The 13,745-nt window shown below is 70.6% G+C and carries 11 protein-coding genes; 5 read left to right on the forward strand and 6 right to left on the reverse strand.

The features are described 5' to 3' along the window. Positions 1 to 9: 9 nt before the first annotated feature. The 3 genes from ACFVBH_RS14060 to ACFVBH_RS14070 form a co-directional block, all read right to left on the reverse strand. Entirely contained in the window at positions 10 to 1,068 is a 1,059-nt protein-coding gene (locus tag ACFVBH_RS14060; protein ID WP_379002004.1) for a potassium channel family protein, read from the reverse strand. A gap of 100 nt (positions 1,069 to 1,168) precedes the next feature. After that, on the reverse strand, positions 1,169 to 5,149 hold the full coding sequence (locus ACFVBH_RS14065) for an ATP-dependent helicase (RefSeq protein ID WP_379002005.1): 3,981 nt from the start codon (positions 5,147 to 5,149) through the stop codon (positions 1,169 to 1,171). Beyond that, on the reverse strand, positions 5,146 to 8,547 hold the full coding sequence (locus ACFVBH_RS14070; RefSeq protein WP_379002770.1) for an ATP-dependent helicase: 3,402 nt from the start codon (positions 8,545 to 8,547) through the stop codon (positions 5,146 to 5,148). Before ACFVBH_RS14070 ends, ACFVBH_RS14065 begins: the two co-directional genes overlap by 4 nt. An 85-nt stretch (positions 8,548 to 8,632) precedes the next feature. On the opposite strand from ACFVBH_RS14070, the gene ACFVBH_RS14075 reads away from it, so the two are divergent. The 3 genes from ACFVBH_RS14075 to ACFVBH_RS14085 all read left to right on the forward strand — a co-directional run bounded on the left by ACFVBH_RS14075 (position 8,633) and on the right by ACFVBH_RS14085 (position 10,600). After that, positions 8,633 to 9,433 (forward strand): alpha/beta fold hydrolase, encoded by an 801-nt coding sequence (locus tag ACFVBH_RS14075; protein ID WP_379002006.1) that lies wholly within the window; start codon positions 8,633 to 8,635, stop codon positions 9,431 to 9,433. A gap of 9 nt (positions 9,434 to 9,442) precedes the next feature. Beyond that, positions 9,443 to 9,769 carry an MGMT family protein gene (locus ACFVBH_RS14080; RefSeq protein ID WP_379002007.1) on the forward strand — a complete coding sequence of 109 codons (327 nt, stop codon included), beginning with the start codon at positions 9,443 to 9,445 and terminating at the stop codon, positions 9,767 to 9,769. Positions 9,770 to 9,850: 81 nt separating this feature from the next. Beyond that, positions 9,851 to 10,600 carry a VOC family protein gene (locus tag ACFVBH_RS14085; RefSeq protein WP_354987583.1) on the forward strand — a complete coding sequence of 250 codons (750 nt, stop codon included), beginning with the start codon at positions 9,851 to 9,853 and terminating at the stop codon, positions 10,598 to 10,600. A gap of 49 nt (positions 10,601 to 10,649) precedes the next feature. Here ACFVBH_RS14085 and ACFVBH_RS14090 read toward each other — a convergent pair whose 3' ends face one another. Next, positions 10,650 to 10,898, reverse strand: a complete 249-nt coding sequence (locus ACFVBH_RS14090) for a WhiB family transcriptional regulator (RefSeq protein ID WP_354987584.1) — start codon at positions 10,896 to 10,898, stop codon at positions 10,650 to 10,652. A 76-nt stretch (positions 10,899 to 10,974) separates the two neighbouring features. Next, the gene (locus ACFVBH_RS14095) at positions 10,975 to 11,268 is read right to left on the reverse strand and encodes a hypothetical protein (RefSeq protein WP_354987585.1); all 294 of its coding nucleotides are present in this window, start codon (positions 11,266 to 11,268) and stop codon (positions 10,975 to 10,977) included. A gap of 6 nt (positions 11,269 to 11,274) precedes the next feature. Here ACFVBH_RS14095 and ACFVBH_RS14100 point away from each other — a divergent pair, with 6 nt between their 5' ends. Together ACFVBH_RS14100 and ACFVBH_RS14105 are read left to right on the forward strand one after the other, a co-directional pair. Then, entirely contained in the window at positions 11,275 to 11,580 is a 306-nt protein-coding gene (locus ACFVBH_RS14100; RefSeq protein WP_354987586.1) for a hypothetical protein, read from the forward strand. Between the two features lie 65 nt (positions 11,581 to 11,645). Continuing rightward, positions 11,646 to 12,527: an alpha/beta fold hydrolase gene (locus ACFVBH_RS14105; RefSeq protein WP_379002008.1), complete on the forward strand. Its 882-nt coding sequence runs from the start codon at positions 11,646 to 11,648 to the stop codon at positions 12,525 to 12,527. A gap of 61 nt (positions 12,528 to 12,588) precedes the next feature. Here ACFVBH_RS14105 and ACFVBH_RS14110 read toward each other — a convergent pair whose 3' ends face one another. Further along, positions 12,589 to 13,422, reverse strand: a complete 834-nt coding sequence (locus tag ACFVBH_RS14110; RefSeq protein ID WP_379002009.1) for a helix-turn-helix transcriptional regulator — start codon at positions 13,420 to 13,422, stop codon at positions 12,589 to 12,591. Between the last annotated feature and the right edge of the window lie 323 nt (positions 13,423 to 13,745).

Below are 13,745 nucleotides of genomic sequence, written 5' to 3' on the forward strand. Positions count from 1 at the left end.
GGTCCGAGCTCAGCTCTGCACCCTGCGGAGATACAGGAGTTTGTCGGCGGATTCGAGGGCGTCGACCTCGGGGTCGCCGACGCGGATCAGCACGCCGTTGCGGACGACGCCGAGCACGATATCGCGCAGATGCCGTGGGGAGCCGCCGATTTCCTCGGGTTCGGCCTCGCGTTCGGAGATGGCGAAACCGGCCTCGGGGGTCAGCAGGTCCTCGATCATCTCCACCACGCTGGGGGTGGTGGTGGCGATGCCGAGCAGGCGGCCCGCGGTCTCGGACGACACCACCACCGAGTCGGCGCCGGATTGGCGCAGCAGATGGGTGTTCTCGGCCTCGCGGACGGCCGCGGAGATGCGCGCCTTGGGGTTGATCTCGCGGGCGGTGAGGGTGACCAGCACCGCGGTGTCGTCGCGGTTGGCGGCGACCACGATGGACGAGGCATGTGCGACGCCGGCCAGGCGCAGCACGTCGGATTTGGTGGCCGAGCCGTGCACCGTCACCAGACCGGCGTTGGCGGCCGCCTCGAGGACCGTCGGGTCGGTGTCCACCACCACGATGTCACCGGGCTGGGTGCCGTCGGCGAGCATGGCGTCGACCGCGGTGCGGCCCTTGGTGCCGTAGCCGACGACGACGGTGTGGTTACGCACGGTGTGCCTCCATCGCTGAATCTTGAACGCCTGCCGGGACCGTTCGGTCAGCACCGAGAGCGTGGTGCCGACCAGGACGATGAGGAAGAGGATCCGCAGCGGGGTGATGACGAGAATATTGACCAGCCGCGCGGTCGGGGTGGCCGGTGTGATGTCGCCGTAGCCGGTGGTGGAGAGCGAGACCGTCGCGTAGTAGGCGCAATCGAGCAGCGACATCTCTTCGCGCGCGTTGTCGTGGTAGCCCTCGCGGCCGATGTAGACGACCATGGTCGCCGCGCCCAGCAGCAGCACGGCCATGAGCAGCCGTTTGGTCAGCGAGCGCCACGGACTGGACTCGGTGGCCGGAATGCGCAGGATGCCCACCAGCGCGAAGTCGGGGCGATCGGTGAGCCGGCCCAGACCACGTGAGTTCTCACCGAACACGCGAATCACCGGTCATTTCGGGGATGTCTTCCTGCGGCACAGGACCGGAGCGTACCCGGCGCGCACCCACTCCGTGGTGTCGAGCGGGGCGCGTCGCGAACTACCGGGTGGGGTCGGGCGGCAGGAACTCCGGATCGGGCGGTGGCTCGAAGTCGAAGGGGAACCCATCCTGTTCGGGCGGCGGGGGCGGGGATTCGTCCCAGCCGCGCAGGGTGTCGACGTCGATCGGCTCGAAGTCGGGTTCGGGTGGCAGGTCGAGCCGGGCGCGGCGATCGGCGGCCGCGGCGCGCGCGGCGGCCAGTTCGGCGCGTTCGGCGGCGAGCGCGGCGCCGGTGTCGGGTCGCTCGGGTGCGGCGTCGGTGATGAGCGCGGCGAGTTCGGCGGGGCCGGGCAGGTATTCGGGGGCGATGGTGCGGCCGGTGCGGACGTAGTGGAAGGCGGCGCTGGTGCGGGCGAGCACGTCGGCTTCGGTCGCGCCGGTGCGGGCGGCCTCCAGGCGCGCCCAGGCCAGCCGGTAGACCGCGAGCTGAATGGCCACCGCCTGTTCCTCCGCCGCGGTGGGTTCGCCGCCGGTCTTCCAGTCCACCACCACCCAGGTGCCGTCCGGGTTGCGGAAGACCGCGTCCATGCGACCGCGGATCACGGTGCCTGCCAACGAGGTTTCGAACGAGATCTCGACCTCGACGGCATTGCGGTCGGCCCACTCCGAGGACAGGAACGCCTCCTGCAGGCGCAGCAGTCCGGCATCGGTGTCACCGGTGTCGGCGGCTCCGGGGAGTTCGTCGAAGGCGAGCAGGCGGCCCGCGCCGAACCAGCGTTGCAGCCAGGCGTGGAAGGCGGTGCCGCGGCGGGTGAACGGGCTGGGCGGGTACGGCAGCGGACGGCGCAGGCGCGCGGCGAGTTTGGCCGGATCGCTGCGCAGATCGACCAGGGAGGTGGCCGCGAGCTGGCCGGGCAGTTCCACCTCGCGGACCGACTTCTCGGCGGCGAGGTGTTCGGCGATGAGTGCGTCGACGTCGGCGGCCCAGTTCTCGGGATCGGCGTCGATCGGGTCGGAATCGGCTGCCGCGCTGCCGGATTCGAGATCGTCGTCGCCGTCGAGGCCGAAGTCGAAGGCGATCTGCTCGGGCCGGGATTGCTGGTGTAGGGCGGTGAGCGCCGATTTCACCATGGCCGCACCGTGTTCCACCGATTCGCGGCGCGGGCCGAGCGGATCGCGGGGCCAGGTGGCGCTGGCCGGGTTGTCGGTGAGGGGGTTCGCGGTGTCGGGCAGTGGCGGGTCGTCCCAGCGGTCCACCTGGACGGCGGGGTTGGGCGTATCGCCGGTGCGGACCAGCTCGAGCAGGAAGTCCGAGGGGCCCTTGGGTTTCGAGCCGGTTTCGCCCCAGTGGTGCGCCGAGACCAGCAGCGCGCGCTCGGTGCGGGTGAGGGCGACGTAGAAGAGGCGGCGGTCCTCGTCCAAGCGTCGGCGGGCCAGGGCCTTCTTGTGCCCGTCGAGGGCGCGTTCGAGGTCGGAGCGGTCGTAGATGTCGGCGAGATCGAGGACGGGGACGCCGTCCCCGGCGTCGCGGGACTGCCGGTCGCCGCGCAGGGTGGTGGGAAGTTCGGCGAGCGCGCCCATCCAGGTGGTCGTGCCGGTGCCCGAGGGGAAGGTGCCCTCGACCACGTGCGGTACGGCCACCACCTCCCATTCCAGGCCCTTGGCGGCGTGCACGGTGAGCACCTGCACGCGGTCGTGCGCGACCTCGACTTCGCCCGGCTCCAAACCGTTCTCGACCTCTTCGGCGGCGGCGAGGAAATCGAGCAGGCCGGTGAGGGAGGAGCGATGATCGGACGCGTAGCCGGCGACCACGTCGGCGAAGGCGTCCAGGTGTTCGCGGCCGGCTGCGGCCACGGCCTTGCGGGCCTGGGTCTCCACGCCGACGCCGATGGTGCGCTCCACATCGGCGACGAGCTCGGACAGCGGCTGCCCGGCGCGTTCGCGCAGTGCCGCGAGTTCCGCGCCGAGCGCGGTGATGCGGGCGAAGCCCTGCGGTGAATACTGTTGCTCGTCACCGGGATCGGCGATGGCGTCGCCGAGCCCGGCGCGTTCGGCGGGTTCGGGGGCGACCTCGCGCAGGGCCTCGTCCAGGGTCGCGGTGTCGGTGATCTCGGCCGCGGGTCCACCGGGGCGGCGGATGGACAACTCGCGGGCGCGTTTGGACAGTGCGGCGATGTCGGCGACCCCGATGCGCCAGCGCGCGCCGGTCAGAATGCGCACCGCGGCGCTGCCCGCGGCGGGGTCGGCGATCAGGCGCAGGGTCGCGACGATGTCCGCGACCTCGGGGGTGTGCAGCAGCCCGCCGAGTCCGACGATCTCGACCGGCAATCCCTGGTCGCGCAGGGCTTCCGCGAGCGGAGCGGCATCGGCGTTGCGGCGCACCAGGACCGCGGAGGTGGGCGGTGGCGCGCCGGCCTCCGCGGCCGCGACCCACTCCCCTTTGATCCGGACCGCGACCCATTCCCGTTCCTGTGCGACGGTTTCGGTCAGCGCCGCCGCCACCAGCCCCGCCGGGGCGTCCGGCCGCGGCCGCAGCGCGTCCACGGTCACGCCGCCGCCCTCGGCGGCCTTGCGCCGCAACGGATCCGCCACCAGGTTCGCCAGATCCAGGGCCTCGGGCGGATTGCGCCAGCTGGTCAGCAACGGCAGTACCGGCGCGGGCACCCCGGGCGCGACCGGGAAGTCGGTCGCGAACCGCGGCAGGTTCGCGGCCGACGCCCCGCGCCACCCGTAGATCGACTGCATGGGGTCCCCGACGGCCGTAACCGCCAGCGGCCGCACGTGATTCGACTCTTCCTCGGTGGCCGTGGGCGACCCGTCACGGGCGGGCCCGGACGCACCGTCCCCGAGTACGTCACCGCTGCGAAACGCACCGTCGGCGGCGGGCTGACGATCGTCGTAGGGTGCACCCGCCTCCGGTAGCACCCGGCTGCTCGGATGCGAGTCGCCGGTACGCGCCGCATCGTCCCCCGGCTGTCCCGCAGCCGGTTCGCGACCCACCACCCGCGGGCGCGCGTCGGTGGCAGAGTGCGCGTGGTCCTCGCGGCGGCGGCCCGGCCGGGGACGCACGTTCGCGATCGGTTCAGCGCCGTCACCCGGGTGTGGGTTCGGTTGGGGTGCTGCGGTATCGGCGGCGGGAGCGCCGAACAGGCTGGAGAGCAGGATCCGCTGGGAGTGGCCGGTGTCCTGGTATTCGTCGAGCAGGACCAGGCGGAAGCGGGTGCGTTCGGCGGCGGCGACCTCGGGGTGCAGGGCGGCGAGACGGGCGGCGAGCGACATCTGAGCGCCGAAGTCCAGCGCGCCGCGCCGGCGGAGTTCGTCGGCGAGGCGGGCCACCAAGGGGAGCAGGGCGATTCGTTCGTGCTGGGTGTCGAGCAGAGCCAGCAGCGATTTGCTGGGGCCGCCGCGCTGGCGTGGGCCGGGTGGGAGGGTGTGCACCAGGTGTTCGAGTTCGCGGTGGGCCGTTGCCAACTCGCGCGGTTCCACCAGGTGTTCGGCGAGCTGGCCGGACAGGGCCAGGACGGCTTCGGTGACCGAGACGGGGCTGCGATCGGTGTCCAGGTCGCCGTCCCAGGTGGAGACGACGCGGTAGGCCAGCTGCCAGAGCTGGGTCTGGGTGAGCAGGGTGGCGGTGGGTTCGACCGGCAGCAGCAGGCCGTATTCGGTGAGCAGGCGGCCCGCGTAGGAGTGGTAGGTGCTGATCTCGGGTTCGGAGCCGGTGAGCAGGCCGCGCAGGTGGCCGGTGGGGTCGATGTCGCGCAGCACGGGTGCGCCCGCCAGGCGCGCCAGGCGGGTGCGGATGCGAGTGGTCAACTGCTGCGCGGCTTTTCGGGTGAAGGTCAGGCCCAGCACCTGGTCGGGCTGGACCAGGCCGTTGGCGACCATCCACACCACGCGCGCGGCCATGGTCTCGGTTTTGCCCGCGCCCGCCCCGGCCACCACCAGGGTCGGTCCGGGCGGTGCGGAGATGACCGCGGCCTGTTCGCCGGTCGGCGGGGGCAGCCCCAGGGCGTCGGCTAGTTGACCGGGGGTGATGCTCACTCGTCGGTCACTTGACGACCGGAATCCTGTACCGGGCAGCTGCCCGCCACCTTGCAGTGGCGGCAGCCGTCATTGCGCATGGCCAGGTAGCTCGGCCCCTTGGAGGAGGCCGCGGCGTCGTGGATGACCCCGCGCCAGGCGTCCACGCCCTCGGCGTCGAGGGCGGGCTGTTCGCGTTCGGTGGCCGATCCGTCCCGGGCGCTGGGCTTGGCCACGTACACCAGGCGCGCGCCGCCGGTCTCGCCGTCGCCGAGCGCCCCGCCGGCCGCGGCGACCTGGTAGGTGGCCAGCTGCGCGTGCTCTTCGGCGGCCTGTTTGGAGATCGGGGTCTTGCCGGTCTTGACGTCCACGATGACGAAGCGGCCCTGCGTATCTCGTTCGAGCCGGTCCATCCGGCCGCTGACGCGCACCGGCAGTTCGCCGGGTCCGCGCGCGGGCAGCGTGATGTCGATCGGCACCTCGACCCCGAGGGTGGTCAGTTCGTCACGGGTGTTGCGCAGCCAGGCCAGGAACGTGTCGACCATGGTCTCGGTACGCCGGTACTCCGCGCGCGAATGCCAGTTCTCGCCGTCCCGGGCGGCGCTCGGATCGACCTTCTTCCACGCCTTGGCCAGCGCGAGTTTGACCTGCGCCTCGGTGACCTGCCCGGCCAGCGCCTGGACCAGGGTGTGCACCAGATTGCCCTTGAGGGCGTGCTGGTTGTCGCCGTCCCCGCCGCCGTGCCGTTCCAGCGCCCAGCGCAGCGGGCAGGTCTTGAGCTGTTCGACGGTGGAGGGCGACAGCGCGATGGAGCCGTCCACCAGATCCCAGAGCGGATCGTCGGTGGAGAGTTGGGCGGTGCCGTACCAGTCGTCCGGGTGCGCGCCGCGCACGCCGGCGTTCGCCAGCCGGGCGAGCTGGTGCGCGGCGCGATCGCGCCGATCCTGGGTGGTGTCGGGATCGCAGGCCGCGCCGCGCAATTCGGCGATCAGGGTGTGCATGGCCAGGGCGCGGCCCGGATCGATGGCGGGCGGAATCCGGCCGGGCTGACCGGCTTCGGCGTCGGCGTCGAGTTCGGCCAGGAAGCGCGAGGGCACCAGATCCTGGTCGCCGGTGACGGATTCGACGGCGGTCACCAGCAGTGAGCGCCGGGCCCGCCCGCACGCGACCAGCAGCAGACGGCGTTCCTCGGCCAGCATGGGTGCGGCCCGGCTCACCTTCTCACCGGTATCCCCCACCCCGGCAAGCAGATCCACCATGTCCTCGACCCCGAGCAGGGTGCCGCGCGGGCGCAGATTGGGCCAGATGCCCTCCTGCACCGCCGCCACCGCGACGGTGTCCCACTCCCGGCCCGCGGCCGCGTGCGCGCTGCAGATGGTGACCGCTTCGCCCGGGTCGGTGTGCGGGGCGTTGTCCTGCGGAATCTCCTGCTGTTCCAGGTATTCCACGAAGCCCTCGGCGGTGGCGCGCGGCAACCGGTCCACGTACGCGGCCGCCGCCTCGAACAGCCCGACCACCGCGTCCAGATCCCGATCGGCCTGCATGCCGACCGCTCCCCCGCGCTCGGACTGCCCCACCCAGCGCCGCTCCAGGGTCGACCCGCTCCAGAGCCCCCAGAGGGTCTCTTCCAGCCCGCCGCCGTCCCGCCTCGCCTTGCGCGCCCGCGCCAGCGCCTTGAGCACCCGGTTCAGCGGGGCGGCCTCGACCGGGGTGAGCCGGGCCAGTACCGCTTGACTTCCGCTGCCCACCAATAGATCTCGCAGAATCTCCGCCGAGGAGCGGTCCAGATCCGCGTAGCGATCGGCCTGCTCGTCCGGGGCAGCTTCCTCCTCCGCGACCGAATAGCGCTCCGGATAACCCAATTCGAGCACGGTGCGCCGGATGCCGCGGCGCAGGCGGCGCAGGCTGATCTGGTCCGCGCCGCCGAGCGGGCCCGCGAGCAGGTCGAGGGCGTCGTCGGCGGTGAAGGCGATGGGGCGGGGCTGCTGGGTGCCGGTGGGATCACCGGCGGTGATGGCGCGCAGCGCGAGCAGGGCCCAGGCCGCCCCGTGGCGGCGGGCCAGGGGCACCTCGGCGGGCGGCTGGCGGACCGGGACGCCCGCGGCCAGCAGCGCGCGGCGCAGCGGGGCCAGCGAGAGCGGGACCGAGCGCACGACCACGGCCATGCGCGACCACGGTACGGCGTGGGTCAGGTGCGCACGGCGCAGGTGGTCGGCGATGAGCGCGGCTTCCTTGGCCGGGGTGGTGAGCACCTGCACCTTCACTTCACCGGAAGGCACCCCCGTCCAAGGCATTTCGTGATCGTCGAACGCGGACTCGTCGCGCAGGCCGGCGGGTGTCACGCGGTGGGCCGCCGAGCCGGGCAGGCGTGCGGCGATCCGAGCCGTCACCTCCTGGATGGCGAGGGCGGAACGGTGGTTGCGCCGCAGCATGATTCGGCGTTCGGCCGGTGCGCCCGGATCCAGGGCGAAGCGCGCGTCCGCGCCGCGGAAGGTGAACACCGCTTGGTCGGGGTCCGCGGCCAGCACCGTGGTGGCCGCACCCGCGCCGAGCGCGCGAACCAATTGGGCGGCAAGCGGATCGAGGTGCTGGGCGTCATCGACGAGCAGGCAGTGCAGGCGGTCGCGTTCGGCGGCCAGCAACTCCGGATCCACGGCCAGCGCGTCCAGCGCCGCCCCGACCAGCTCGGCGGCGTCCAGGGCGGGCGCACTGGCCTCGGGCACGTCCATGCCCACGGCCCAGCGCAGCAGCATGATCTGCTCGAATCGTTCGAAGAACCGGCCCGCCGCGATCCATTCCGCGTGCCGATGGGTCCGGCCGAGTTCGATCAGATCTTCGGGCCCGAGCCCGCGTTCGGTGGCCCGGAGAATGAGATCACGCAATTGTTCAGCGAATCCCGCGGCGGGCAGCGCGGGATGCAGTCGTTCCGGCCACAGTTCCGCGCCGTCGGCGAGTTCACCGCGCAGCATCTCGCGAATCACCATGTCCTGTTCGGAGCCGGTGAGCAGCCGCGGCGGCGGATTGTTGTGCTGGGCGGCGACCGTGCGCAGCAGGCCGAACGCGTAGGAGTGCAGGGTGCGCACCAGCGGTGCGCGGGTGGCGCCGGGCACCCCGCCCAGCGCCGGGTCCGCACCGGCCACCCGCACGGTCAGCGCGTTGCGCACGGCCGTGGCCGCCCGTTTGGAGTAGGTGAGCACCAGGACCGAATCGGGATCGGCGCCGCTCAGGATGCGTTCGGCGGCGATGTCGACCAGCAGCGAAGTCTTGCCGGTGCCGGGCCCGCCCAGCACCTGCCAGGGCCGCCAGCCGGGGTCGGCCCCGGCGGCTTCGAACAGCGGATGGATAGCGGCGTCCCACTCCCGGGGATGGGAGACAGCCTCGGCCCGGCGCACCAATTGCACCGAGCTATCCGATCGCATCACGCAGGCTATTTCAACAGACCGCCCCGACAGGTTTCGTTTGCCATGAGTTGGCCGCGCCGACGATCCGCGTTCGGCGGGCAGAATGGGCGGCGTGCTCGATCTTCATACGCATCGTTTCGGCCCCGCGACCGGTCCCGTCGTGCTCGCTCTGCACGGCCTGACCGGGCACGGAAGGCGCTGGGAGGCGCTCGCGCGCGAGCAGCTGCCGCAGGTGCGGGTCATCGCGCCGGATCTGCGCGGGCACGGGCGTTCGCCGGGCGTGCCGCCGTGGGATTTCGAAACCATCGTCGCCGATCTGGTGCGGCTGCTGGCCGCCGAGACGAGCGAACCGGTGGTCGTGCTCGGGCATTCGTTCGGCGCGGCCGTGGGCGTGCGGCTGGCGCACCGGCATCCCGAGCTGGTGCGCGCGCTGGTGCTGCTGGACCCGGCCATCGGCCTGGACGCGGACTTCATGCTGCGCATCGCGGAGTCCATGCTGGAGAACCCGGACTACGCGGACGCCGAGGCCGCCCGTTTCGACAAGCTGGAGACCGCCTGGGCCGAGCTGGACCCGCGGGTGCTGGACGCGGAACTGGCCGAGCATCTGGTGCCCACCGGAGCGGGCCGGGTCGGTTGGCGGCTGACGCAGCCCGCGATCATCTCCTACTGGGGCCAGCTGGCCCGGGACTTCGTGCTGCCGCCCGCGCACCTGCCGACCACGGTGGTGCAGGCGATGAAGGTCGACCCGCCCTTCGTGACCCCCGAGTTCCGCGCGGCCCTGAGCGCACGCCTGGGCGACCGGCTCACGGTGCACGAGTTCGATTGCGACCACATGGTGGCGCAGGCGCGGCCCGCGGAGACCGCCGCGCTGGTCCGGGCGGCCCTGGCCGCCGCGCCCGCCTAGAGTCGGACCATGCCCACCTCCGACGCCGACATCGAACGGGTGCGCGCCCTGGTCGCGGCCGTTCCGCCCGGGCGGGTCGCCACCTACGGCGACATCGCGGCCGCGGCCGGATTGTCCACCCCGCGCACGGTCGGCTGGATCATGCGCACCGACGCGGCCGACCTGCCGTGGCATCGCATTCTGCGCGCAAATGGCACGCCCGCACCGCATTTGGCGCATCGGCAGTTGCGCGAGCTCGCGGCCGAGGGCTGCCCGATGCTCGATGACCGCGTCGACCTCCGCCGGGCGCGTCACGTCTTCGACCCGCCCGTGACCGGGGCGAATCCGCCCGGCTGACCCCGCGGCAGGCAGCCCGCCGGGCCGCCGGATACCGAGAACCCGCCACACGGCGCCCGCGGCGGCGGCTACCGTTGAAACATGTCCACCCGGCTGGCGTGCGTGGTGTTCGATGCGATGGAGCCCCGAAGCGTGGCACGCTTCTGGGCCGAACTGCTGAGCTGGGAGGTCACGGTGGAGCGGCCGGATTCGGTCGACGTCGCCGCGCCCGACCCGGACGGCCTGGACGTGGCCCTGACGTTCCTGCCCGCCCAGCGGGCCAAATCGGCGAAGAACCGCATCCATCTGGATCTGGCCAGCAGATCACTGGATCATCAACGCGTGCAGGTGGATCGGGCGCTCGCGCTCGGTGCGCGCCGGCTCGACATCGGGCAGGGCGCGGTGCCGTGGTCCGTGCTGGCCGATCCCGAGGGCAACGAGTTCTGCGTCCTGGAGCCGCGCGAGCACTACGTCGACACCGGATCGGTCGCGGCCATCGTGGTCGACACCGAGAATCCGCTGCGGCTGGCCGAATTCTGGTCGGCGGCCTCCGGGTGGCCGGTCACCCACGACAGCGCCCGCTACGCCGGAATCCGTTCGGCCACCGGACAGGGCCCGTGGCTGGAGTTCCTGCGCACGCCCCGCGCTCAGGACGCACGCAGCCGTCTGCATCTGGATCTCATCGCCTTCCCCACCGATGATCCCGCGGCGGAGGCGGCTCGCCTGCGGGCCGCGGGCGCGCTCCCGGTCGGCCCCGGCACCCCGCAGATCCCACCGGCCGCCGCGCCCGTCACCGTGCTGGCCGATCCGGAGACGAACGAGTTCTGCTTGCTCCCAGCGGCTTCGGATTGATCGGCGGGCGGTGCGCCGGCGAATACCCGGCTCGCGCGCGAAATCCCGTTCAGGCGGCGTTGTAGCGACGGCGTTCGCGCGGGGAGAGTCCACCCCAGATGCCGAAACGCTGATCGTGACTGAGCGCGTAGTCGAGGCATTCGCGCCGCACTTCGCATGCCGAGCAGATGCGTTTGGCTTCCCTCGTGGAACCGCCCTTGTCCGGAAAGAATGCCTCCGGATCGGTCTGCGTGCACAGCGCCTGCTGATGCCAGGATGCGGGCTCCAATTCCTGGGGGCGCGAGATCGATTCGAACATTGCGTCGAAATTGGTAAAGAGCATTTTCACGACGTCCACCCTCTTCGATAGTTTTCCGCGGGGTACCGAATCGGGATCAGGCACGGCCCATCATGGAGCAATCCCCACTGGCGACCGCGGTCAAACGTGCCTGTTCTCCGGTGAGGAAGATTCGCCGCGCGTGCACCGCCGCCGGGGCCGATGACCAGGGCGCCAGTGCCGTGGTGAACATCAACTCGCACCAGGACAGCGCCGGCACCGCCCCGCCCGACAGCGTGTTGAGCATCGACAATTCGCTGTCGGATTCGTTCCAGGCGGCGAACAGCCAGCCGGCGTCCAGGCGGCCGAGGAATTCTTCGGCGTCCTCGGGCGGGCCCAGCGGAGTATCCACGGCGAGATGGACGACCGCGGCGATCGCGTGCCGCATTCGCGCATCCAAACCGACACCGTCGTGCAGGAGCAAACCCTCGAGCGAATCCCGCAGTCCTGCTCCCTGATCGACTCGGAAGTCGGTGTGGCGAGCGGCAGTAGTAACGTCGAACATTTTCGATTTCCTCCCTTGGAATTGACGCTCGTCCCAAAAGCGCCACGGCCTGATTTAAATGGCCGCACGGTGTTGTTGTCCAGTTTTGGCGGCATCTGGGGCAAACCCCTAGCAGTACTGACACTCGCCAGTGTTGGTACCGGTCGGGAAGAGTACTGAAGGGTGCCTGGCACCGCGTGGGCAAACATTAGGCCCGGAACACTTCCTGCCTTTACGGTCTGACCATGCCTTATGTGCGATCAGGTTCAGCCACAGTTCATTTCGTTGCCAGCAACATCCCGGGCCCGGCACTTCTGCTCACCCACGGTTTTCTCATGGACGAAACGATGTTCGAACCCATGCGCGAACCTCTGGCAGCGGCCGGAATCAATCTCGTAACTGTTGACGCGCGGTGCCACGGACGCACCCAGACACCCGAGGGCGAACCCTTCACCTATTGGGATATGGCCGCCGATGTTCTAGCCGTTCTCGATGAACTCGGAATCGACAAAGCAGTATTCGGCGGAATGAGTCAGGGCGGTTACACCGCACTGCGTGCGGCGCTGCTGGCGCCCGAGCGCGTGCGTGGACTCGCGCTCATGTCCACCGAGGGCGATGCCTGCACGCCCGCCGAACTCGCCTTCTACCGAACCTTTTTCGAGCGCTGGTGCGGCGCCGAGCCGATGGCCCCGCTGGTCGCGGAACTGGCGCCGCAGCTGATCGGCGGTTCGGATCCGCGGCAGTGGCGATCCTGGACCAGCCGCTGGTACGCCTCCGATCGGCAGGCGATCGCGCCCGCCGCGGACTGCCTGATGCAGCGGCGCTCGGTCCTGCATCGGCTCGGCGAGATCAGCGCGCCCGCGCTGGTGGTCCGGGGCAGCCACGACGGCACCAGCACCGCACAGAAGTCGGAACTGCTCGCCGCCGGACTGTCCGGCGCCGACGGCGTGGTCACCATTCCGGGAGCGGGCCACGGCGCGGTATGGACCCATCCGGAAGTGGTGGCGCCGTTGCTGATTCGGCTGGTGCAGCGGGCCGTCGCGCAACCGCACCGCGCGCCCGGGCGGCCGCGGGCCAATCCGTGGTTCACCAGCCGTGGCGGGGGCGAGATCGACATCGCGCAGTAGTGCGCGCCGGGCGCACGGCCGCGACCCCGCGGTGGCGGCCCCGCCGGTTGCCCGCGGCGCGCTAATCCTCCTGCGAAAGACTCCGCAAATGACCGGGATCGAGTATCTCGCCCGATTCCGAGCACCAACTCGGAATGCCCAGGAAGATCTGAATCTGGGTCGGATAGGCCGCGGAGAAGACACTGAACAACTGCACCGCGATGGCCCGGCACCGCCCGGTCGGAATGTCGTTCAAATGCATGATCGGCCGGGGCCTGCCGTAGGCGGCGATGCCCTCGTCCCACATTTCCCGGAAGAGCCCGAAGCGGCCGAGTTCGGCGAGGAAGTCCACCGACCAGGCGGTGTCACCGGAGCCGGCGATGAGTCCGCGCAGCCAGTGCACGGTGAGCCGGACCTCGTCCTCCCACTCGAGCATCACGTCACGCGCGCGTTCGTTTCCCAGAAACCAGCGCAGGATATTGACGTCCTGTTCCAGTCCGGGGAACGCGCGGGAGTAGCTGGCATTGCAGGCCAGCACATTCCACCGGGTATCGACATACGCCGCGAGATTGGGCTCGTGCAGGTCCAGTGCGCGCCGCATGTCGTCGGTGATTTCGGCGCGCAGTTGTTGCACGGTGGGGAATTCGCTCACGCCCAGCCCCGCCAGGTCGAGCAGATGGCGGCGTTCGACCGCGGACAGCTGCTCTATTCGGTCCAGATAGCGGACCAGCGCGTCGACCACCTCGCGGGTGGGATGACCGCGATCGCCCTTCTCCAAATGGCTGATGTAGCTGGCGCTGACCCCGGCGTTGAACGCGAGCCTTTCTCGCGATACCCCCCGCGCGTCGCGCAGCTTACGCAGCAGCAGACCGAAGGTCGGCGGTTTCAGCTCTTCGAAGTCTCTAGGCGGTTTCACGCTCAACACCACGCCGTTCCCTCTCCACAAACATTCAGCAAACCAACCTTCATCGATCCGGTGCCCACCCGGTTCCGGACAGCGGTACCCGCTGTAACGCCTGTCGTGAACTGTGACGAATCGCCAGGAACGCCGTCAGCTCTGGCCTCGGATACTGCCATATGCGATTGTGCAGGAGTTCCAAAACATGATCATTTCTACTATGTGTCGCAACACTTCGCATAACGATGAAGAGATGAGCAATTGCTTAGCAAGCGAACGAAACGGACGCGGCGCGGACCGGGTTCGCGGCTCGGAATCGACCGGCAACTACCATCTTCAAC

Origin of the sequence: Nocardia sp. NPDC057668, from assembly GCF_042799795.1 — a bacterium.
Lineage (GTDB): Bacteria > Actinomycetota > Actinomycetes > Mycobacteriales > Mycobacteriaceae > Nocardia.

What these genes read in the sequence shown, in the direction of transcription:
- ACFVBH_RS14075 (WP_379002006.1), top strand. Translation starts at nt 8,633, where the DNA reads ATGGGCGGCGTGCTCGATCTTCATACGCATCGTTTCGGCCCCGCGACC.
- ACFVBH_RS14080 (WP_379002007.1), top strand. Translation starts at nt 9,443, where the DNA reads ATGCCCACCTCCGACGCCGACATCGAACGGGTGCGCGCCCTGGTCGCG.
- ACFVBH_RS14090 (WP_354987584.1), bottom strand. Translation starts at nt 10,898, where the DNA reads ATGTTCGAATCGATCTCGCGCCCCCAGGAATTGGAGCCCGCATCCTGG.
- ACFVBH_RS14070 (WP_379002770.1), bottom strand. Translation starts at nt 8,547, where the DNA reads ATGCGATCGGATAGCTCGGTGCAATTGGTGCGCCGGGCCGAGGCTGTC.
- ACFVBH_RS14085 (WP_354987583.1), top strand. Translation starts at nt 9,851, where the DNA reads ATGTCCACCCGGCTGGCGTGCGTGGTGTTCGATGCGATGGAGCCCCGA.
- ACFVBH_RS14105 (WP_379002008.1), top strand. Translation starts at nt 11,646, where the DNA reads ATGCCTTATGTGCGATCAGGTTCAGCCACAGTTCATTTCGTTGCCAGC.
- ACFVBH_RS14100 (WP_354987586.1), top strand. Translation starts at nt 11,275, where the DNA reads ATGGACGACCGCGGCGATCGCGTGCCGCATTCGCGCATCCAAACCGAC.